Source organism: Paenibacillus lautus NBRC 15380 (assembly GCF_004000945.1).
Lineage (GTDB): Bacteria > Bacillota > Bacilli > Paenibacillales > Paenibacillaceae > Paenibacillus_AQ > Paenibacillus_AQ lautus.
The window spans coordinates 764,976-787,380 of record NZ_BIMF01000002.1 but is presented as its reverse complement, the minus strand read 5'-3'; the positions used below and the strand labels follow the sequence as shown (position 1 = coordinate 787,380).

Annotated in this window: 19 protein-coding genes; 9 read left to right on the top strand and 10 right to left on the bottom strand. The window is 48.8% G+C overall.

Annotated elements, in window-relative coordinates:
- Position 1 precedes the first annotated feature (1 nt).
- Together gyrA and PLA01S_RS06940 are read left to right on the top strand one after the other, a co-directional pair.
- Positions 2 to 2,461: a DNA gyrase subunit A gene (gyrA, locus tag PLA01S_RS06945; RefSeq protein ID WP_127591003.1), complete on the top strand. Its 2,460-nt coding sequence runs from the start codon at positions 2 to 4 to the stop codon at positions 2,459 to 2,461.
- 421 nt (positions 2,462 to 2,882) lie between these two features.
- Positions 2,883 to 3,314: a MarR family transcriptional regulator gene (locus PLA01S_RS06940; RefSeq protein ID WP_127591001.1), complete on the top strand. Its 432-nt coding sequence runs from the start codon at positions 2,883 to 2,885 to the stop codon at positions 3,312 to 3,314.
- Positions 3,315 to 3,457: 143 nt separating this feature from the next.
- Here PLA01S_RS06940 and PLA01S_RS06935 read toward each other — a convergent pair whose 3' ends face one another.
- From PLA01S_RS06935 to PLA01S_RS06915, 5 genes are all read right to left on the bottom strand, one after another.
- A complete protein-coding gene (locus PLA01S_RS06935; protein WP_127590999.1) occupies positions 3,458 to 4,819 on the bottom strand; it encodes a lytic polysaccharide monooxygenase in 1,362 nt (453 codons plus the stop codon).
- A 290-nt stretch (positions 4,820 to 5,109) separates the two neighbouring features.
- A complete protein-coding gene (locus tag PLA01S_RS06930; protein WP_127590997.1) occupies positions 5,110 to 5,841 on the bottom strand; it encodes an RluA family pseudouridine synthase in 732 nt (243 codons plus the stop codon).
- A gap of 4 nt (positions 5,842 to 5,845) precedes the next feature.
- The gene (locus PLA01S_RS06925; protein ID WP_127590995.1) at positions 5,846 to 6,709 is read right to left on the bottom strand and encodes a class I SAM-dependent methyltransferase; all 864 of its coding nucleotides are present in this window, start codon (positions 6,707 to 6,709) and stop codon (positions 5,846 to 5,848) included.
- A 127-nt stretch (positions 6,710 to 6,836) separates the two neighbouring features.
- Positions 6,837 to 7,355, bottom strand: a complete 519-nt coding sequence (locus PLA01S_RS06920; RefSeq protein ID WP_127590993.1) for a GNAT family N-acetyltransferase — start codon at positions 7,353 to 7,355, stop codon at positions 6,837 to 6,839.
- Positions 7,356 to 7,426: 71 nt separating this feature from the next.
- Entirely contained in the window at positions 7,427 to 9,394 is a 1,968-nt protein-coding gene (locus PLA01S_RS06915; protein WP_127590991.1) for an endonuclease MutS2, read from the bottom strand.
- Positions 9,395 to 9,954: 560 nt separating this feature from the next.
- On the opposite strand from PLA01S_RS06915, the gene pepF reads away from it, so the two are divergent.
- Entirely contained in the window at positions 9,955 to 11,757 is a 1,803-nt protein-coding gene (gene pepF / locus PLA01S_RS06910; protein ID WP_127590989.1) for an oligoendopeptidase F, read from the top strand.
- Positions 11,758 to 11,850: 93 nt separating this feature from the next.
- Here the strand turns inward: pepF and PLA01S_RS06905 are convergent, their stop codons facing one another.
- Both PLA01S_RS06905 and PLA01S_RS06900 read right to left on the bottom strand, forming a co-directional pair.
- A complete protein-coding gene (locus PLA01S_RS06905; RefSeq protein WP_127590987.1) occupies positions 11,851 to 14,865 on the bottom strand; it encodes a PAS domain S-box protein in 3,015 nt (1,004 codons plus the stop codon).
- A gap of 212 nt (positions 14,866 to 15,077) precedes the next feature.
- Positions 15,078 to 15,359: a GNAT family N-acetyltransferase gene (locus tag PLA01S_RS06900; RefSeq protein WP_127590985.1), complete on the bottom strand. Its 282-nt coding sequence runs from the start codon at positions 15,357 to 15,359 to the stop codon at positions 15,078 to 15,080.
- Between the two features lie 133 nt (positions 15,360 to 15,492).
- Between PLA01S_RS06900 and PLA01S_RS06895 the strand changes: the two genes are divergently transcribed.
- The 4 genes from PLA01S_RS06895 (at position 15,493) to PLA01S_RS06880 (ending at position 17,687) form a co-directional block, all read left to right on the top strand.
- Positions 15,493 to 15,813, top strand: a complete 321-nt coding sequence (locus PLA01S_RS06895) for a hypothetical protein (RefSeq protein WP_100536393.1) — start codon at positions 15,493 to 15,495, stop codon at positions 15,811 to 15,813.
- A gap of 130 nt (positions 15,814 to 15,943) precedes the next feature.
- Positions 15,944 to 16,399, top strand: a complete 456-nt coding sequence (locus PLA01S_RS06890; protein WP_127590983.1) for a VOC family protein — start codon at positions 15,944 to 15,946, stop codon at positions 16,397 to 16,399.
- Between the two features lie 25 nt (positions 16,400 to 16,424).
- Entirely contained in the window at positions 16,425 to 17,015 is a 591-nt protein-coding gene (locus PLA01S_RS06885; protein WP_127590981.1) for a TetR/AcrR family transcriptional regulator, read from the top strand.
- 120 nt (positions 17,016 to 17,135) lie between these two features.
- Positions 17,136 to 17,687 (top strand): DUF6022 family protein, encoded by a 552-nt coding sequence (locus PLA01S_RS06880; protein ID WP_127590980.1) that lies wholly within the window; start codon positions 17,136 to 17,138, stop codon positions 17,685 to 17,687.
- A gap of 139 nt (positions 17,688 to 17,826) precedes the next feature.
- Here the strand turns inward: PLA01S_RS06880 and PLA01S_RS06875 are convergent, their stop codons facing one another.
- Both PLA01S_RS06875 and PLA01S_RS06870 read right to left on the bottom strand, forming a co-directional pair.
- The gene (locus PLA01S_RS06875; RefSeq protein ID WP_100536397.1) at positions 17,827 to 18,774 is read right to left on the bottom strand and encodes an aldo/keto reductase; all 948 of its coding nucleotides are present in this window, start codon (positions 18,772 to 18,774) and stop codon (positions 17,827 to 17,829) included.
- Between the two features lie 23 nt (positions 18,775 to 18,797).
- Positions 18,798 to 19,793 carry a Gfo/Idh/MocA family protein gene (locus tag PLA01S_RS06870; RefSeq protein WP_127590978.1) on the bottom strand — a complete coding sequence of 332 codons (996 nt, stop codon included), beginning with the start codon at positions 19,791 to 19,793 and terminating at the stop codon, positions 18,798 to 18,800.
- A 122-nt stretch (positions 19,794 to 19,915) separates the two neighbouring features.
- On the opposite strand from PLA01S_RS06870, the gene PLA01S_RS06865 reads away from it, so the two are divergent.
- Together PLA01S_RS06865 and PLA01S_RS06860 are read left to right on the top strand one after the other, a co-directional pair.
- Positions 19,916 to 20,752, top strand: a complete 837-nt coding sequence (locus PLA01S_RS06865; protein ID WP_127591107.1) for a helix-turn-helix transcriptional regulator — start codon at positions 19,916 to 19,918, stop codon at positions 20,750 to 20,752.
- 173 nt (positions 20,753 to 20,925) lie between these two features.
- On the top strand, positions 20,926 to 21,516 hold the full coding sequence (locus tag PLA01S_RS06860) for a hypothetical protein (protein ID WP_127590976.1): 591 nt from the start codon (positions 20,926 to 20,928) through the stop codon (positions 21,514 to 21,516).
- 76 nt (positions 21,517 to 21,592) lie between these two features.
- Here PLA01S_RS06860 and PLA01S_RS06855 read toward each other — a convergent pair whose 3' ends face one another.
- Positions 21,593 to 22,405, bottom strand: coding sequence for a hypothetical protein (locus tag PLA01S_RS06855; RefSeq protein WP_127590974.1), 813 nt, complete (start codon positions 22,403 to 22,405; stop codon positions 21,593 to 21,595).

Genomic DNA, 22,405 nt, shown 5'->3' with positions numbered 1-22,405 from the left:
AATGAGTTTATCGGAGCAATTTTTGCCGGCTTTTCTGGAAGAGGTCGTAGGTGATCGATTTGGCCGGTATTCCAAGTATATTATTCAGGACCGGGCGATCCCGGACGTCCGTGACGGCCTGAAGCCCGTTCAGCGCCGGATTCTGTATGCCATGTACGATTCGGGTAACACACCGGATAAACCATACCGTAAATCAGCCAAAACTGTCGGGGATGTTATGGGTAACTACCATCCGCACGGGGACTCATCGATTTATGAAGGTATGGTTCGGATGGCCCAGCCATGGAAGATGGGACATGTGCTTGTGGACGGCCACGGAAACTGGGGTTCACAGGACGATGATCCCGCAGCAGCGATGCGTTATACCGAGGCAAGGTTATCGCCGATTGCCATGGAACTGCTTCGGGATATCGAGAAGCGGACCGTGCTGTTTAAGGATAATTTTGATAACACGGCCAAGGAACCGGTTGTGCTGCCTTCACGGTACCCCAACCTGCTTGTGAACGGAGCTAGCGGGATTTCCGCAGGCTTCGCCACTGAAATTCCGCCTCACAATCTACGGGAAGTGATCGATGCTTGTATTGCCGTCATGCAGAAGCCGGAGATTGAGCTGGCCGAGATTATGACCTTTATCAAAGGTCCGGATTTCCCAACCAGCGGAATCATCATGGGCGGCGAAGGCATTTTGGATGCCTATCGTACAGGCAAAGGCCGCGTATATCTGCGGTCGAAGACGGACATTGAATCGCTTCGCGGCGGCAAGCAGCAGATTGTCATCACGGAAATCCCTTACCAGGTCGTTAAGTCCCGGCTTGTTACCGCCATGGAGAACATACGGCTCGAGAAAAAAGTCGAAGGCATCGCCGAGGTTCGCGATGAGAGCGGACGGGAAGGACTTCGCATCGTCGTTGAGCTGAAGAAGGATGCCGACGCAAACGGGATTCTTGCTTATTTGTTCAAGAAAACCGATCTGCAAATTACGTACAACTTCAATATGGTTGCGATTGTGAATAAAACCCCTCAACAGCTGGGGCTTAAAGACATGTTATCCGCTTATATCGGGCATCAGCGTGAAGTCGTCACGCACCGGACGCAGTATGAGCTGGAGAAAGCAGAGGATCGGGCGCATGTATTGGAAGGCCTGGTTAAGGCTTTAAATATCCTGGATGAGGTTATTGCGGCGATCAAAGCGTCCAAGAATCGCCAGGATGCCCAGAACAATCTGCAATGGATGTTCGGTTTCACGGAGAGACAAGCCGATTCCATATTGACTTTGCAATTATACCGCCTTACGAACCTTGAAATTCATTCCCTGCAAAAAGAGCTGGACGAGTTAACAAAGAAAATCGAGGGCTTGCGTGCGATCCTGGACAGCGATAAGAAGCTGATTGCCGTCATTCGCAAAGAGCTGCTTGAAATTCGCGAGAAGTACGGTATCGACCGGCGTTCTGTCATTCAGGAAGAAGTGGAAGAGATCAAGGTGAATCTTGAAGTGCTGGTTAACGCAGAGGACGTGCTCGTAACGCTGTCTAATGAAGGCTACATCAAGCGTACCAGCATGTTATCCTTCACCCGAAGCGGCGGTGAGCTGGAAAGCTCCGGCGTTAAGGAAGGGGATTACATCACCCGTCTGTTTGAAGTCAATACGCTGGAGAATCTGCTCATATTCACGAGCCGTGGACAGTATTTCTTATTGCCGGTTCACCAAATTCCGGAATACAAATGGAAAGATGCCGGTACGGCTATCGTTAACGTGATTCAGGTGCCGAAAGAGGATCACATCGTATCGGTCATTCCGGTTTCGAATTTTGAAGAAGAGGGCAAATCACTTGTGTTCGTCAGCCGCAAAGGTCAAGTGAAGCGTACAGAGCTCAAGGAGTATGTAACCAAGCGGACTGGCGCCGTTGCGGCCGCCAAGGTTGCTGCGGAAGACAGTATTATCCAGGTCGTCGTGAGTGATAGCAATAAAGATATTGTGCTGATCTCGAAAGAAGGGATGAGCATCCGGTTTAATGAGCAGGAAGTCAACGCCATGGGACGCGTTTCCGGCGGGGTCCGGGGAATCCAGCTCCGTGACGGGGATGAAGTCGTTGCAGCGTTATGGGTGGAGAACGATGAGGGTGAAATTTTGACCATCACGGATCTTGGTTATGGTAAGCGCAGCTTGCTGTTGGATTACCAGACGCAAAGCCGCGGCGGAAAAGGAATAGCTACGTTTGAGTTTAAGGAAGGCAAGCGGGTGAAGCCGAACGGCAGCGCCATTGTCGGTGCTTTCTATTGCCGTGAACCGTTGCAGATAATGGCGTACAGCGAAGACGGGCAAGCTTATCCGATTCATACGGAGAAAGTACCGATCGCGGAACGTAAATCGATAGGCAAACTGCTTGCGGATGTTGGCAAGCAAGGACAGATTGTTGATTTGGTAAGTATTCCGCATGGGGAGTTAGGCAAAGAAAGTTAAACAAGGATGTAGGTACTTCCTTTGTTTAGAAAGAAATGTTCGAAGTACAGGTGAGATAGATGGACGAAAAGCACCTTCGATGATATTTGTCGAGGTGCTTTTGCTATATTTTGCGTTTGCACAACATTAGAACTTTTGTTTATACTATTTGACATATGTCCGTCTATGTCGAAGCAAGGTGAACCTTGAAAAACGCCGTCATATAAGGGTTGACGGGTTTTGTCGCTTGATTGGAAATTATATTTTTTAACGAAAAAAGAAGGATATTGGGAGCTCGCCCGCGAAAAGTTAATCCTATAAACTATTATGGAATCATGACTTGGATTCAAACGAAATCCATTCAACGAAGTACAGTGCAACATCCACGGATGGTATCCGATGTTTGATCATGACAGACATAATTGAAGGGACGGGATAAAACATGCATACTGCCGAATTCGCCAAGGTGTGGTCCAAGCTGGCAAAGGATTATAAGCTCCATATGGAAGCCGGATTAGCACCGACATTGACGGAATCGCAACTGATGGTGCTGGAGGTGCTGGCTGAACAGAAGCGAATGAAACCTTCCGATTTCATTCCTTACCTGGCCACAAGTCCGGCAGCCGTAACCATGCTATTGGACCGGATGGAGAAGAATGGACTGATCAAACGGGAACGTGACGCAAATGACAGACGGATCGTCTGGGTGACGATATCCTATAAAGGACGTGAGGAGTATACGCGCGGATTACAGGTTAGGGAGGAGTACCTTTCCCAGATTTTGAACCGCATATCCTCGCATAATCAACAGCTGCTTGTCTATCTGTTAGGAAAGATTAATACAGCTCCAAAGGAAGCTCTGGTTGAGGTCTAAGTTCTGAAGCAAACGTTGTAAACGTAGAGAAGCCCCCTGGCGGCTGCATACGGCAGCTCACCCTTGGGCTGTTACATATCTTCATACGCATGGAACATCATGGTCAATCCATGATTTCGAACTTTTTACAAGACGTCATGAAATTATGACTTAAGCAACCATAAAGCCGGGACGTTGGAGGGTTCCCAACCAGGCAGGGACGTGTGGGCTTGGCGGCACTCATAGGTGTTGCCTCCATATGTGACTAAAGCTCCCTGCTGGTATGAAGTGTTAGGTGCCCAGGCCGGAGTTTCCGGTGTGGAGCCGTCCGTCGTGGTGACCTGCAGCTGATTGCTTGCAGGAGAGACGTTGCCAGCCGCATCACGAGCTTTCACGGTGAAGTTATAAGATGTGTTTGGCGTCAACCCGCTGACCGTATAGGAAAGCGTGCTGCCGGATACCGTGGTCACCAGCGTTGTGCCCCGATATACTTCATAACCGGTTACCCCGACGTTATCCGTGGCATTGTTCCAGGCTAGTGATACGCTGGTCGAAGTAGAACCTACAGATCGCAAATTGGCAGGGGCCGTCGGGGCTTGAGTGTCCGGGACGGGATTCGATGTGGCAATAGTTAACGGACTGCTCGCTGGTGAAACGTTGCCTGCTCCATCACGTGCTTTTACCGTAAAGGTATAGGAGGTTGCCGCTTGCAGACCGGTTACGGTGTGGCTTAAGGTTGATCCGGATACGGTGGTTACGAGATTGGACCCTTGATAGATTTCATAGAAGGTTACCCCGACGTTATCCGTGGAAGCGTTCCATGAGAGCGTTATGCTGCTGCTGGTGACACCTGTGGATCTCAAGTTACCCGGTACGGTTGGAGCTTGCGTGTCCTGATTCCCGCTGCCGTTATTCAGGTTCACGTCGATTACGTTATAGAAGGCGTTGCCTGTATCGGCGATTTCCCATACGGCGAGGATCAGATAGTAGCCGGTGCGGTCGGTAGGTACGTTACAAGTGTGGGTTACGGTGTTCGGCGGTTGTTTACCACCGTCATTGAAGGAGCAGAACAATTCGAGATCTGCGCGTGCGAGGGGGTTGCTGGAATCCCAGCCTTTTTTCGTAATATAATATTTCCAATCGGATGTGGCGTGAGCAGCGGTCAGCACCCACTTAAACGTATTCGGTCCGCCGTTCATGTTCACTTTACTCCAGCGGGTAGGTGATTGTTCATTGAGCTCGTGAAAAATTCCAGCACCAGCAATCTGACCATCCGCCGGTCCACCGATCGGGAAGTTTCCTTTTCCCTCCAGGGAATGCGGTTCATATATGATTCTGCCGCAGTTGGTGTTCTCTCCAAGCTTACACTTATAACCACGACTGGCTGGTGATTCAACATAACCATGAGCGGAGACGCTGCTTGCTGTGATGATCATGATGGTGAAGAACAACAGTGTGCTTCCTAAAAAAATCCACAGCGGTTTCAAATGCAAGCGGCGATTTGTTTGACATCGAACTTGGTCCATAACAAATTCCTCCTTGAATATTTAATTTGTAACCATTCATGAACAGCTTTGATCATCCTCCTCCTTGGCAGCCGTTGGTTTATATAAACTCAAAATTAGAGTTTATACCATGATTGTACAAATCATCTAAAAAATGTTAAACTAATCTAGTTACTATTTTTCGGCATTCTTTGATAAAAGTAAAGGGATAATATATTATCGAAGAGGGATAAAATATTACAATATTTGCCACTGTGAAAGGGCATATAAAAAACGAAATCCAAGATTGGATTTCGTTTTTTTGAGTTCTATTAATAGGACCGTAGTGTGGACTCCAGCTTGTCCATGGAGAAGAGGCTCCAAGGATAGACTGAGGGCGGCATGGAACGAATGGAGATATCATCTTTGGTAACGGGGTGCGGAAATCCGACCAATACGGACCATAAGGCAATCTGCTGGCCGGCTTTGTTCACCTTGCTTCCATACTTCTGATCTCCGAACAGCGGATGTCCCGCATGGCTGAGCTGTACGCGGATTTGGTGCGGCCTGCCCGTGTGCAGCTCGATCAGGACGAGGCTGAAGCCATCCGCCGTTTGGAGCACGGTGTAATCCAGAATGGCCTCCTTGGCCCCGTCCGTACCTTTAGAGGTGACATAGACGGTGTTGGTTTTTACATCCTTATACAACATATTCACGAGCCGACCCGAAGTTTTCGAAGGAATCCCGTGAACGACCGCTACATACTGCTTGCGGAAGCTGCGACTGCGGACGGCTTCCGATAATCGGGAAGCGGCTTTGGAGGTCTTGGCAAAGACCATCGCTCCGCCAACCGGACGGTCCAGACGGTGCACCAATCCCAAAAATACATTGCCCGGTTTATTGTAGCGCTCCTTAATGTCCTGTTTCAGAATGGTCAGCATGTCGGGATCGCCGGTAGCATCCTCCTGGGAGGGGATGTTTACCGGCTTGGTTACACCTAACACATGATTATCCTCGAAAAGAATCGGCACAACCGGATATGCTGCAGGTTCCCGCTTGCTCATCGAATCAGGACTCCCATCGACCCAGGATGCCGCATGGCAGGTTCATGCCGGAGCGGGTAATCGGCAATCCGATTTCTCCCGCACTGATGGTGCCGCCGTATTTCAGCTTCATGGTCATGGTCAGCATGTTATTCAGAACAGTAGGAGAGATGCCGGTTGTATAGGAGTTAATCAGCATGAACAGCGGATGATCCGATACGATGCTCATGCAGCTTTCGAGGAATGGGTACAAGCTCTGTTCAAGCTTCCACGTTTCTCCACTTGGTCCGCGGCCATAAGATGGAGGGTCCATAATGATCGCATCGTATTTGTTTCCCCGACGCTGCTCCCGTTGCACGAATTTAAACACATCATCCGTGATATAACGGATAGGACGGTCGGCGAGGCCGGACAATGCCGCGTTTTCCTTGGCCCATTGAACCATCCCCTTCGCAGCATCCACATGGACAACCTGAGCTCCGGCCGAGGCGGCCGCGACGGTTGCTCCGCCGGTATAGGCGAATAGGTTCAGCACGCTGACCGGGCGTCCGGCTGAAGCGATCTTATCCATCATCCAGCGCCAGTTGGCTGCCTGCTCCGGAAACAAACCGGTATGTTTAAAATTGGTTGGTCGAATATGAAATTTCAATTGGTCGTATGAGATGGTCCACCGGTCCGGAAGCTGCTTTTTCATGTCCCATTGCCCGCCGCCGGACGAGCTGCGGTGATAGTGTCCGTGAACACTGCGCCACTGTCCATCTTCACGTTCAATCGGCCATATGATCTGCGGATCCGGACGTCTGAGAATCACGTCGCCCCAGCGTTCCAGCTTTTCCCCGCCTCCGGTATCGATGACCTCGTAATCTTGCCAATCCTGAGCTACATACATGTTGAAAACCATCCTTCAAATAGTCATTTAGATTTTATTGTACAACATATCAGAAGCTGAATGCCACCAAGGATTGCCCGGCTTGATCAAACCTATTCGGATGATATAGACTTTGAAGCTCGGAGACTTACCCCAAATCTTCGAATGCGGAGTGGAAACGGAATTCGCCATGCAGGTGATCGAGTGCGCCCTGCTGAAGCTCGGCAACCATGAACACTTCATCGGAAACAGTGAATTGGGTTATATCGATCCCATAGGTTCTGGCCTGCACAAAACCGAACCGGGGATAATACGCCGGATGGCCGAATAGAAAAACAAGGGGATAGCCGTGCGTGAGACACCGTCGTTTGCCTTCTTCAATCAATTTTCCGCCGATCCCTTGTCGTTGATAATCCGGAAGCACGGCCAGCGGCCCTAGTGCAGCCACGTGATGGGTATGAATGCCGTCAAAAAGGCTGGCTCGGCTGAACATAATATGGCCCTTGATGATCCCATCTTCTTCCGCTATGATTGACAATTCCCGTTGAAAGGCTTTGTCTTCCCGCAGCCGCTGTACCAGAATCGCTTCTTCCTGTCCGGGAAAAGCATGGGTGAGAAGGTCCTGGACCTTCTCATAATCGTTCTTGGTTTCTGTGCGTAAGTTCATCGTGATCTCTCCTTCGCAAATCCTTAGGATTCTTTTTTGATATCCTGGTCGACCCATCATCAAGAGTTTCGTTACTCCGGCTTCGTTTCTATCTGCAGCCCCTCAATGTGTTTGCGGTTCATCAGTTTACGCTTCTTCCGATTCTCTTTGCTCTCAAAAACGATATCAAGATCATAATCCTCCGGGTATAGATCCTTGGCCGCAATATAAGGCTTCAGCCGTTTATGGTTAATCTTCAGTCGATCCTTCTGAATCATAACACCGATATTTCCCCTACCGTCCATGGTTTCATACACGGTTCCGCTTCGTTTCAAATAAGGCACATAGACACGATCGCCAAGTTGGTAGAAGGAAGAGGGAGAGGCTTCATTTTCATCTTCATGATCCTTAACATTCTTAAGCTTATCCTGTTCGTCTGACGGTAAGGTAACTTGGTCTACCGGACTCGCCTCTTCTGTCCATTCTTCGGACTCTGATCCAGCATCATATATAAGGGACGTGTCACCTCTTTCCGTTCCCGCTTCCGTGATTTCACGCGATCTGGCAATGATCGACTCCGGAATGCCCAGCTTTGCTGCAATGACAAAAGCATAACTGTGACCGGCTTCACCGATCCGCAGACGATAGAGCGGCTCGAGTGTGTCGGCATCAAATTCCATCCGGGCATTCTCAAAGCCGGCTGTGCGCTCGGCAAAATTTTTGATTTCGGTAAAATGCGTGGTGACCACAACCGTTGCTTGACGTTGACTCAGCTCCTCCAGAATGGCGATCGACAATCCAACGCCTTCACCAGGGTCCGTTCCGGACGCCATTTCATCAAGCAGCACCAGCGTGGACCGGCCGGCCGTCTGCAAAATGTCGCGGATGTTGCGAATATGCGCAGAGAACGTGCTGAGGGCATGCTCCAAACTCTGCCCATCTCCGATATCGACGGAAACCTCGTCAAAGATGGCGCAATGGCTGCCTTCACCTACAGGAACCAGCAGACCGGATTGAACCATAACGGTGATGAGTCCGACCGTCTTGAGCGCTGAAGTTTTGCCGCCGGTGTTAGGTCCTGTAATGATCAAGGTTTTGTACTGCTTCCCGATGGTGAAGTCCAGCGGTATCATAGAGGAGCCGATTAAAGGATGCACCGCAGATTTTAGATGGATGAACCCATCCTGGTTCAGGCTCACATTGCGCCCGCCGATGGAAATGGCGTACTTGCCTCTGGCTATGATGTAATCGTAGATTCCAACAATGTCGGCATTGGTTCTCAGTTCGAATTGATATAACTCGGCAAGTGCGGTCAAATCACTCAGCACCTTTGTTTCTTCCCGGACTTCTTCGGCGTGCAGAAGAGTTAATTCCATCTGAAGTGCCTGCATGTCGGAAGGCTCGATAAATACCGTCTGCCCGCTGGCCGATTCATCCAGAATCGAGCCATTTACGGATTTACGGTGCTCCTTCTTGATGGGCAGCACGTAACGTCCTCCACGCTTGCTGATGACATGCTCTTGCATGATCCCTTTGTAACGGCTCATCAGGCTGTCGAGCTTACGCTTGATCCGTTCCTCGGTTACGATGATTTTTTTGCGGATTTTGGCCAGATCTTTACTGGCGCTATCCACAACACGACCGCCGTGAATGCTGCGTTCGATTTCGGACAGAAGTGGACGCAGTTCATGCATAGAGGAGGCGTAGGAACTGATCAATGGAGCAATGCCTTCCTTGGCATTCATATATTGAATGAGCTGGCGGCAGCTTCTCAGATATTGGACCATATTCCCGAAATCGCGCTCAGACAGCACATAACCGGTGCCGAGCAGATCCAGGATCATCTCGATTCCCTCCAGGGAAGGAATAGGGACGCTAGCCCCGGTTTGGAGCAGGGTTTTGGCTTCCTCCGTTTCATTTAGCTTATTGCGAATGGCTTTCATCTGGGTGAGGGGGGCCATCTTCCGGATATGCTCGACTCCCAGATATGATACGGCAAGGCGTTCAAGCTCGGTGCGAATTTTCTCGTACTCCAATTTGTTTAATGCGAATGGTTTCATGGGTGATATTCTCCTTTTGACTATAAAATGGATGGTTATACAGCGCAAAAAAGGGCGGAAAGCGAACTACTAAGGTTCGCTTTCCGCCCATAGACCGTTATTCCGATGGCATGGCGTTATGGGACAGCTCCAAATAACCCTTTTGCATAAAAGAGGGGGAGACCCAAAAAATCCGTGCTGAACTCAGCACGGATGACCATATCATATCTGAATAAACCCTAAAGGGGCTTCAATTGATATCCGCAGTTCTTAACTAATTCAACGGACGAAATGAAAATCCATCAAAAAATAAACATATCCCGTTACAGGGAATGTCCAAAATTTTACATTTCAATCCATATGAAATTTGGTTAGTTAAGAACGACCACCGACATCAAAATCTCTCCTTTAGATAAGAGTATGCAATAACTATATCCATAAATATGGTCAGAAGTCAAGGTGGAAAAGCGGATACGATCCCTTAAAAAACTGTGATATGATGGAATTGTTATGCTGTTGCTAATCATTAGTAGTTGCGATAGTCAATCATGAGAGGATAAGACACGAGAGGAGCTGTATCCATGGGGAAATTGCTGACACGAAGTGAGGTTCCAATTGAGGCAACCTGGAATCTGGATGATTTGTTTGTCTCGCAAGAAGAATTCGAAGCGGGGTTAAAGGCGCTTGAATCACAAGCTGCTCAATTGACGCGATTCAAAGGCAGACTGGGAGAGGGGGCATCTGTTCTTCTGGAATGCTTGAATGAACAGGAAGTTTTGATGGAGAGCATTAGCAGAGTCGGGGCGTATGCCAGATTACGACAATCGGAGGACGGAACCAACCCGGCTAACCTGGCGAATTCGGCCAAAACGGGCGATGTTCTCTCACGCATCCAATCCTCTCTGACGTTCATTGAATCGGAGCTGCTGGATCTCGAAGATGGAGCCATCGAACATTACATAACGAAGGAAAACGGGCTTGTACCTTATGCCCGCAGCTTAAAATTGTTGCTGGAATCCAAGCCTCACCGCTTGAGTCCTGAGACGGAAAGCGTGCTAGCATCGCTGGGAGAGGTGCTCGGTTCGCCTTACCGCATCTATTTGCGCAGCAAGCTGTCGGATATGATCTTTGACGAGATTCAAGTGAATGACGTAAACAAACCGGTCTCGTTCCGTCTGTACGAGAATTCTTACGAAATGTCTGAGGATACGCAGCTTCGACGGGAGGCTTATGCCTCGTTCACGAAGTCGCTGCAGGGATCGCGTCATACATTTGCCGAGGCTTACGCCACCGAAGTGAAGAAGCAAGTGGTGATGTCCCGGCTTCGCGGGTATGATACCGTAACGGACATGCTGCTGAAGCCGCAGCAAGTGACGATGGAGATGTACAACCATATTCATGATACCATTCTGACGGAGTTAGCTCCGCATATGCGGAGGCTTATGAAGCTCAAGAAGCGTGTGCTTGGGCTGGATCAAATGCTGTTCTGCGATTTGAAAGCGCCGATGGATCCGGATTTCAATCCAAGCGTCACTTATGAAGAAGCGTGCTCCACGATTTCGAGCGCCTTGTCGATTCTGGGTCCTGAATACGGCGAGATCGTTAAATCCACGTTCTCCAAGCGCTGGGTGGATTATGCCGATAATATCGGTAAATCTACAGGCGCGTTCTGTTCCTCCGTATACGGGGTACATTCCTATATCCTGATGGCATGGGCGGATAATATGCGCAATGCCTTCACATTAGCGCATGAAGTCGGGCATGCCGGTCATTTGATGCTGGCAGCGAAGAATCAGCGTATTACCAATGCGCGTCCTTCCTTGTATTTTATCGAAGCGCCTTCAACGATGAACGAGCTGCTGCTGGCGGATCACTTGCTCAGCCAATCCGAGGATAAGCGGATGCGACGCTCTGTTATTCTTCAGCTTCTGAGCACGTATTACCATAACTACGTGACTCATCTTCTGGAAGCGGAAATGCAGCGACGGGTATACCGCCATGCGATGGCTGATGAGCCGATTACCGCAGATAAGCTATCTGAGCTAAAGGGTGCCGTGCTTTCCGATTTCTGGGGTGACGCGGTCGAGCTCGATGAAGGAGCGAAGCTGACCTGGATGAGACAACCGCATTATTATATGGGTCTCTATCCATATACTTATGCCGCAGGTCTGACTGCATCAACAGCTGCAGCACAATTGATTCGCGAGGAGGGACAACCGGCTGTAGACCGCTGGCTCCACGTCCTCAAAACCGGAGGCAGCAAGAGCCCGCTGGAATTAATGGCGATGGCGGGCGTCGATATGTCCACTTCCGAGCCGATCTCCAAAGCGGTAGCTTATGTTGGATCACTCGTCGACGAACTAGAGTCTCTGTACGAGCAGTAGTACCATTTGCATATATGAGAAAAGGGTGGTCCACAGCTCATTGCTGTAGATCACCCTTTTTTTTGTGGAGGATATTGGAGTGAAACCAAAGGCTTATTTGTCCGTGATATCATCATGCAGCGTATGGGTCGGGATCGTAAAGTAGAAGGAGGAACCGACGTTTTCACGACTCTCGACGCCGATGACCCCTCCCATCAGCTCAACTAGTTTTTTACTGATCGCCAGCCCCAATCCCGTACCGCCGTATTTGCGATTCAAGGATGGATGAAGCTGCGAGAAGGAGGTGAACAGCTGATGCTGCTGTTCAGCAGGAATGCCAATTCCCGTATCCCTTACTTGAAAAGCAAGCGTGAATTCATGGGTGCCCGTCCTGCGCAGTCCCTCGACACTGATCACGATGCTGCCCTCATGGGTGAATTTAATAGCATTGCTGATAAGATTAACAAGCACTTGCCGCAGCCGCAGGGCATCGCCGATGATCACATCGGGAACCGTGGAGCTGTTGATGCTGCAGGATAACGTTAATCCTTTTTCTTTGGCTTTGGCCGAGAATAAATCAACGACGATTTCAAGCAAGGAACGTAAATCGATCGGTTCGTGAATGAGGGTCATATTGCCGGTCTCGATTTTGCTGAAATCGAGGATCTCGTTCAGGATGTGCAGCAGCGAGCTGCTGCTCTCCATCAAAATATCGGTATAATTCTGTTGGTCCTCGTCAAGCTCGGTCGTTCTTAACAGCTCAATCATACCGATGATGCCGTTCATGGGTGTACGGAGTTCGTGGCTCATCATGGTCAGAAACTCCGTTTTCGCTTGATCTGCCCGTTCGGCATTCTCCTTCGCCCGGATGATCTCTTTCTCATCGGTGATATCGCGGAACACCATAACGGCACCTTTGCGCTCTCCTTGATCCCAGATTGGGTTGACCTGATAATCTGCCAGAAAGCTGGTTCCGTCGCCTCGCCAAAGCACAATTTCGGCTCTGGACAGCGGTACGCCTTGTTTGACGGCCCGAACAAGTGGTGAATCATCCCCCCGATAAAAAGTGCCGTCATGGCAAATTTCTTTGATAATCTGGTCGCAAGGTCTTCCGATGGTGGTGGACGGTTCATAATCCAGCATCGCTGCGCCTGCCGGATTGATAAATGCGACATGTCCGTGAATGTCCAGCCCGATAATGCCTTCGGACACCGTATTCAGCAAAAGAGTGAGCTCGCGGCTAAGTTTCTTAATCTCTTCCATGGTTCGCATGCGCTCGGTAATGTCCCGGGTAATGCCATAGACGCCGACCACTTCGTCATCCACGAAAATCGGTATGTTGACGGTATTGATGTTGATGGGATGTCCATCCTTATGAATTATCGTCAGATCATAGCTCTGCGGTATGCCTTCAGTCGCCTGATTAAAATGATACAACGTTCGAGCCATGTCATTTTCCGCTACAATCGGTCCGAAATACATTCCGATCAGCTCGTCCAGGGAATATCCCGTCAGCTCCTGCAAATTCTGATTGGCCGTTAAGTAGTCGCCATCCAAATTCAGGGAGTATACCGCCGACGGATTATATTCAAATAGAGAACGATATCGCTGCTCGCTTTCTTTAAGTTTAAATTCCATCATCTTTCGCTCGGAAATGTCGCGGGCGATCGAAATGATTTCGTTCTTTTGGCCGTCCTGCGTGCTAATGTACTTGCAATTGACTTCAAACCAGATGTGCCTGCCATCCTTATGTATATAACGGAAGGTAATTGGTATGAGCGATTTGCCGTCCAGGCAATTCTTGAAATAGTCCTGGAGCGGTATGATATCCTCAGCGTATACGTAATCGAATATACTGGTGCCAACCATCTCATCCGGACGATATCCAAGCAGGGAATAACAGGAAGGTGAACAATAAAGAAACGTGGAACAGCCTATGGTGCTACTCGATATGAAATCAAGGGAATTTTCGGTTATGAGCTTGTACTTATTTTCATTCTCCAGCGACTGCTGTTCAATCAGCACCTGCTCGGTGATATCCTGGGCCATGCCGACCATCTCCATCGGTCTGCCTTGGTTCGTAACGGAGACTTCCCATTGAGCTCGAATCGTTCGGATTTGCCCGTCCTGAAGCTGGATCCGGTAAATGATTTCATTCGCTTTCCCTAGAATGGCTCTGCTCAATTCCGCCTCCAGCCGCTCGCGGTCCTCCGGAACGACCAATGACAGCAGCGTGTTATGGTTTGGCTCGGTAGTACTGATCTGATACCCGTAAATTCGCCTCATTTCATCGCTGTAGGTTAGCGTATGCGTGATTAAGTCCCAACGCCAGGAACCAATCTTGGCAATCCGCTGCGCATGGGCCAGCGTATCCTCATCCGTTTTGCGTTTGGTAATATTTCGTCCAATGGCCAGGACCTTGGTAACCTCGCCTTGCGCTCCCCGGACCAGCTGGAAAGACGTTTCAAACCATAAATAATGCCCGTCCTTATGGCGTATGCGTCGAACGAAACTATCTTCCTCTGAGAATAGTTTGCCCGGTTCTTTCATTTGCTCGGAATCAACCTGATGATAGTAATCGATCCGGCATTGGCCCGTCATTTCCTCTTGGGTGTATCCGAGGATTTCCGTTACAGAAGGTGAGATGTATTCGATGATGCCGTCGGCGTTGCTAATGGATATAAGATCTTGTCCGCTCTTGGAGATGAGTGCAAGCAGCTCATCATTCTTAATGGTCGGCGGCAAAGACGACTCCTCCTGTACGGTCCCAGGTTCAATACAGCATAAAATCCATGGAGTCTCTCCAGGGGCGGGATGGTTCAACAGGGAAATCGTCACAGAGACTTGAACTTGATTTCCGTCACGGCGGATAAAGTAAGAGTTTTTTTTGAGCGTGGACGTTAGGTCATATGTCAATGATTGTAATGTTTGTTGAATCGATAAGTTGGATAGAACTTGGATTTCGGAAGGTTTGAGCTGAAGCAGGTCTGAACGTTTGGATTCGATAAGTTCGCAAAAACGATCATTCACCTTCGCCACAGGCTCGTCAACCGCAGAAATCAGGATTGCCCCAATAGGCAAGTTATCAAACATCTGTTCCCAGACCCAATGTTCCGCTGTTTGCCTCATGATTACAGTTGCCTCCCTAACTTAAGCTATACCATTTGATCATAGAGGATAGGATCACTCTATCGCAATAGAAAATACCAACGTTACATTTGAACATGGAAATCATGGCGCGTAAAAGCCAACCGATAAGAGGAGCTTTCTTATGGCTGGCGAGTTAAACCTTACGGGTACATCCGATTCCTAATGCCATATGTTGTTTTAATCATCGTTTGTTATTTGTGCAGCAGTACACGATCTTCGACGTTTTTGTCAAAATAATGTCCGGCGTAGGAGCAAACGGGGATGATTTTCAAATCTTCTTCCCGAGCGTATCCTATTACTTTTCGAACGAGTTCGTCGGCGATTCCTTGGCCTCGTAGGCCGGGTGAAATATAGGTATGATCGATACTAATCACTCCGTTTCCTTGAGGTGAGTAGGAGATTTCGGCTACCGTTTTTCCGTTATCTTCAATAAAAAAGCTTCCGGGCTTTGTCTGTATATTTCGATTGTCCATGGTGTTTAACCCTCCTTCATCTGGTTGTACTATACCCGTATCCGCTATGCATTAAACGGATTTCAGATAGGCAAACACCCTTGACGGGACATTTGCATACAATGCGAATAGAAGAGAATGAAGGAGGAGCATCATGAGCCATTATTCAACCCAACCCCAAATGCTGTTTCAATGCGACCACCAGTTGGTACATTCCATGAAGAAACATAGAGAAAGCGCCCATTCGGCCATGAAAAACGTAGTCAATCGCAAGGTAAGAGTGCATACGATGGATGATGAAGCCATTGAAGGTATCGTCATTAATGTTGATGCAAAGAATGTGTACATTCTTGTAGAACAAGGCAACAGAGGTTTCTTCCCGGGATACCCTCCATTTGTGCCATACGGGCCCAACCCTAATGTCATATTGCCGTTAGCATTGTTCAATCTATTGGCTGTCAGCTTGTTGTGGTAGCAAACGAAGAACCTGCGGTCCGATCTGCAGGTTCTTTTTTTTATGGTAAGTTTTAAAAGAACATATTTACATACATACTGTATGTATGTTAAATTGGATGCATCCCATTATAGAAGGAGATGTTTTCCATATGAAGCTGCAAGGATTTTATCCCGTGATCATGACTGAGAAGATTGCCGAAAGCGCAGACTTTTACACACGGTTGTTTGGTTTTGAGATTGTTTTTGAAGCGGATTGGTATGTAAGCCTGAAGAAGGGTGACCAAGGACAAGGCGCTTATGAAATGGCCATCTTATCCAAAGACCATCCCACGGTACCGTCCGCTTTTCAGAAACCTGTACAGGGATTGATTCTGAATTTCGAGGTGGAGGATGTGGATGCCGAGTACCAAAGGCTGGTCATCCACGAAAAGCTGCAGCTCCATCAGGATATGCGGGACGAGGAATTTGGTCAGCGGCATTTTATTACTAGTGACCCGAATGGGGTACTGATTGACATGATCAAGATTATTCCGCCTTCCCAGGCCTTTCTCGAGCAGTATAATGAAGAAGTGTGGTCACCAAACGGGGTTGACCCCAGAGAATGATGCATAGGGGGGAACAACGCGAAATATGAGAAGAAGCAAAAGCGAAACCAACGAGACAATACAGCTGCTGCTGAAGGTAGCCAGAACCCAATTTACGGAAAAAGGCTACGCCAATGCGGCACTAGAAGAGATTGCCGACGAAGCTAAAGCTACCCGCGGCGCGCTGTATCATCACTTTAAGAATAAACTAGGTTTGTTCCTGGCCGTGCTTGAATTAGTGCAATCGGAAATAGCGCAGCGCGTCGAGACGGAAGCGGATAGCTCCGAGGATCCTTGGGAGCAGCTCCTCTTTGGCTGCCGGGCTTTTGTTGCAGCCGTGGTCGAACCGCAGAATAAGCGGATTATGCTCATTGACGGTCCAAGTGTCGTAGGCTGGGAATCTTGGCGAGAGTTGGACGAGCTGCATTCGATGAGTCATCTGCGGGAGCAGTTAACCTTGATGCAGGAGTTGGGAATGATGAAGAGAATCCCTGTTGATGCTATGACCCATGCCTTGTCCGGCGCATTAAACGAATGCTCGCTCTGGGTCGCTCAAATGCCGGAAACCGATAAAGGCCTCGAGGAAACGATGGATGTGATTGCCGGTATGTTACAAGGGTTCAGGGTAAGAGACTAAAGTACATGATAAGGTTTACCCCTAATATGGGCTGGTTATCCTACAAACCTTACAATTTGCACCCATGTTGTAAGCTGGAGAGGTACATCAAAAAATCCATGAAATGGGAAGGGGTAAACCATGAAACCAATGAAACCGCTGCAGGAATTTTTGGAAGAGCACCAAGATCATCAAGATCATCCCATCGAAGCCATCGGAAGCTATGTTTCCGAATACATTGAACGAAACTGGCAAACCGTACTTACCGTAAATCATGAAAAACTGATGAGGGCATACAACGAGGGTGGAGATGCAGCGTATGGGACGTTTTTGAACCTGTTATTCTTGCCGATTCATAGAGAATTCAAGGAGCTGGGAATACGTCCTGAACCTAATTTCCCGGGGAACTTTGACATTTCAAGAGAATGGGGAAGCCCGGAAGGGACGGACCAGCAGCGCTGGATGTGGAGTACGGTTTATTCAACCGAGAAGGAGCCGCTTGGCACCATCGTCACCATCGTATATCACGATCATACCCAGTTTCGCGTCCCAAGGCAGCCTCGCATCCTAGCCTTGCATGAGACAGGAAAAGAGGAAGTCGTCGAAGCCCTTTCGCTCAAGTCCCCGGATTTTAAGGAAGCGCTTGAGTTTACGGTTGAATATGAAGCATATCTTCGGAGTTTGCAGGAGTAGGAAGTAACTCAGCAGCGCGGATTATTCTACCGATCAAGGAGATGGCTTCGTCCTAGTGAAGGGTTTCAGACGGTTCATTAGCCTATAAAAAGCGCCTTGAGCAGGATGGAATTATCCTGGCACAAGGCGCTTTTAACATTTAGATTGTAGACAGCTGATCGATCGTTAGGTCTAACCAGTCTATTTCTTCCCTTGTCAGCTGGATGGTTGAACCTTCATCACAGGATTTTAATTCTTCGGCTGATTGCGCACCGATCAGCGCACAGGTCGGGAATGGCTGGTTCAGCACGTAAGCGAGCGCGATCTGTATGGCTGTCACATTCTTCGTTGCGGCCAGTTGTTTGGCGCGCTCTAATCGCTCCCAGTTCGCATCGCTGTAGAATACCCGCACAAGATCCGCATTATCTCGAATTTCCGGCGTAAATCGTCCGGTGAAGAATCCTCTCGCTTGAGAAGACCAGGAGAACAGCGGGAACTGCTCGGCCTCATGCCACGCAATCGTCTCTGCATCGGCTGAGACGCAGCCTTTCCAGAACGGCTCGTTTGGCTTGGCCAGACTGAGATTCGGGCTGCTGAAGGAGAAACCGACCAGTCCATTCGCTTCAGCATAGGCATTGGCATCCCGGATGCGCTCCCATGTCCAATTGGATACCCCAATGGCACCCACGCTGCCATCGGCAATGTATTCGTTCAGGGCCTCAATAACTTCACCTGCCGGAACCTCAGGGTCGTCACGGTGAAGAGCGTACAGATCGATGAAATTCGTTTGCAGTCTTTCGAAGCTCGTTGTGATGTCACTCTTGATGTCCTTTTTATTCACGCGCGGGCCGTTCTGATCATGATGGGCCCCCTTGGTCAGGATGACGATCTGATCCCGGTTACCCCTTTCCTGCATGTATCTGCCGATGACTTCTTCGCTTTGACCTCCACAGTAGATGTGGGCGGTATCAACGGAATTGCCGCCGATCGCAAGGTAAGCATCCATATTGGCGGCAGCTTTCTCGTACGAATCATGATAGAAGTAGTCCGTTCCTTTCATTAGTGCTGAGACGGGTTTGTTTAATCCCTTGATTGATATATATTTCATATTCATATCCTCCTTGGGTGTAATTACAATACAATTCGCTTCCGTTCATGGGCAGATTGCAGGCAAGCGTCAATGACTTTCATGTTGTGAATTGCGTCCTCTGCGGAGTAGCGGAGGGGTTTGTTGTTCAAAATAGCTTCGGCCATATGATCACCTTGTTCGCTGTATGCGTTTGCACGAGGAACCTCGATTTCTTTACGTCCTTCGCCTGTCGTTAAGAAGAAGTTCGCTCCGTCCTCAGGCAAGCTATAAGCGTAAGGGACTTCAATCAGGCCAATCGTGCCCACAATTTCAAGAGGGTTGCGATACGCCGCCCACATTCCGCAATCAAATGTCAGAGCGACATTGCCTTCAAATTCGATTAATCCGGATGCCATCATGTCGACATGGTCATGCTCAGGGGAGAAGAAAGCTTGAACGGTAACGGCTTCCGGCTCTTTATTCAGCAGGATCCGCGCGGCATTGATCGGATAACAGCCGACATCATAAATCGAGCCGCCGCCCCAATCCTTGCGGAAACGGACATTGCCGTGATTGGCTGAGCTGTTGAAGGTAAACGCGCTGCGAATGCCCCGAATATCCCCGATGGCACCGGAGTCGATCATTTCCTTCATCAAGTCATACCGCGGGTGATAGCGATACATAAAGGCTTCGGCCAGCACTACGCCGGCTTTAGCTGCTGCTTCAGCCATTTCAGCTGCTTCTGCTTCCGTCAGCGCAAGCGGTTTTTCGCATAGAATGTGTTTACCGGCTTCCGCCGCACGGATGCTCCATTCTTTATGTAGATGGTTAGGGAGCGGAATATAGATAGCATCTATGGAAGAATCCTCGAGCAAGGACTCGTAACTGCCGTATCCTGTCGGGATATTCAGTTCCTCAGCCGTTTGTGCTGCTTTTGCCTGATCGCGGCTGGCAATGGCAACGACTTCATTGAGACGGGATTGCTGCAAACCAGGTATGACCGAGCGTTTGGCAATGCTGGCGCAGCCAAGGATTCCCCAACGAAGTTTTTGAGTCATGTTCATCAGCTCCTATACAACTTATTAAGATTATATTGCGATTATAAAAGACAAGAAATAAAATTGATATAATATTATTTTGTAGTCTAATACAACAATATTGTCATTCGAGGAGTATTATGATGAAACGACAAAGTCATCTGCTGACCCTTCCGCAAATGCCGTTCTTCTGCCTGCCCGAATCGGTGGGAATTTACCGGGATGAACCGGACCATACGGTTACGCGGGCAGCCGGGTCTTTAAACAATTTCAATATTCACTATGTGGCTTCCGGTAAAGGGTATGTTGAAATCGAAAATGTAGCCCATACGCTTGGCCCAGGTGAAGCCGTGCTGTATTTTCCTATGCAGGCACAGCGTTATTACACAAGCGAGGACGATCCGTGGGATGTACGGTGGTTCCACTTTTATGGCAGCGGTCTGCAGAACTATTTCATCGAACGCGGATTTCATAAAAGCCAGCTGTGGAGCATTCGGCAGCCGTCTGCCTTTGAGGAAGCGCACGAAGCGCTGTTATGTGAGGCGGAGACCCACCGGATGCTCAAGCCTGCGCAATTATCCACGCTAACGTATTCCTTGTTAGCGGTATTCGTGGAGCAGGCGTCCGCATTATCGGACAATAAATCGAACAACTCCGCCAACCGGATTCTTGAACTGCTGCCGATTATGCAGCAGGAAGCGGCACAGCCGTTTATTTTGGAAGAGTGGGCGGACAGACTCGGCGTAACCACTTACTATTTCTGCAAATTATTCCGCAATGTCATGGAGATGACTCCGATGGATTTTGTAACGCGCTGCCGACTCCAGATGGCAAAGCAGTGGCTGCTCGACCATAAAGAAAAAACCATCGGACAAATTGCAGTGGAAGCGGGCTATCCAAGTGTCAGTTATTTTAACAAGCGATTTATGGAGCATGAAGGCATGACGCCATCTTCCTATCGTCGCTTATATGGGGTATAGTTAGGGGTATCATGTCGCAAGGTCAGGTGAGAACTCGACTAAGGTCCAGGTTCTATTCACACCTATAGTCGGTTATGGAAACGGCTTGCCTCTACTACAATGAAATTAACGAAGGATTTGACGAAATCCGGATTCAATGAAATATGTAATCAATGTATGTGGGGGAAAGCCAAATGTCCGATAACCAAAATATATATGTTCTTCTGACTGATACGGGTACGATGTTTACGAAACTGATCAAACGAATTACGGCAGCTCCCTATAATCATGCTTCGCTGGCGCTGGACGAGAATTTGAACGAAGTGTTCAGTTTCGGCCGCAAATGCGCCAACAATCCTTGGGTTGGGGGTTTTGTGGAGGAAGATGTATACGAAGGGACCTTCCGTCACTTTCCTGGTACGCGCTGCGCTCTGCTCCGTCTCCAGATCACAAGAGAGCAATTTGAGGCGGCAAGACGCGTGATTCAAAATTATAAGGATGAAGAGGATGCTTACGGGTACAATCTCATCGGTATGTTCGGCGTGCTGATGAGACTTGATATTACGAGAGAAAGATCCTACTTCTGCTCACAATTCGTAGCGGAAGCGATGAAGCAAAGCAGAATCCATCTATGGGATCGCCCTTCATCCGCAGTAACTCCGAATGATTTCTTTCAGCATCCGGCGTTCGAGGTTGTTTATGAAGGCATGTTATATGACTATCCATTGCTTGATCAATCCAGGTTGGCTGGATTTCAATACCCGTTACAAACGGCTTCAAGTTGAGTTGACTTGTTGCATATCGAACAATAACTTCTGCCCTCGGCAGAAGTTATTTTTGTATCGTGGGACTCTTAAATCGTTATTTTAATTGCGCATTTGCACGTGCAATGATAGACTCGATTTTTTGTTCGTGACTGTAAATGCTTTTCTTTTTCGTCAGGATCTGACCGGAGAGCGTCAGCAGCCTGGAAAGGGTATCGCTGGTTCTGGCCGATTCATTGGCCTTTACTGCGGTTTTGAAATTCTTCCACTCGGTTGTCATCAGTTTATTCGGCGTAGAGATTGCGCTTTTATCGCCCTTGATCTTGCTTTTGTAGGAATCAATCTCGGACAGGATAGAGCGGACCTTTGCCGCTTTGGAAGTTTTCTCTTTCTTGGCAGCCGTAAGGGCGGCCTGCTTATTTCTAATATCCTCACGTCCCAGGGTAACCAGGAGTTTCATGCCACCAGCCTGTGACTGCAGCATCTTGGAGAGCGTTTTGTCTTTGAGTTTTTTAGCTGCGGCGATTTGCTTATTGAGAGCGGTATAGGTGTTAAACAGCGGCTGGTACTTGGTTTTGGCTGTTTGGAGCTGATCCTCTAGCTTGCGGATTTTGTCCTTATCGATTTCGCTGATTCTTTTGCGGGTTTCCGAAGCTTTGGCTTCATTGGCATAACGAAGGGAAGAGATTCGATCGTCCCAATCCATCGCCTGCTTTCGTTCGGATTTAAAATCATCGTACTGTTTGATTAGCTTCCCACGAACAGTTCCGCCGGCCCGGTCCGCCGTGGCATTCAATTGGGCTTGTACCGTATCGGTGAACTCAATCGCGGCCGCATTTGCGAAAGGCATGGGGATTAAAGTGAGAAATAGTGCCATAACAAGGGATGAAGTCAGTAATCTTCTAAACAT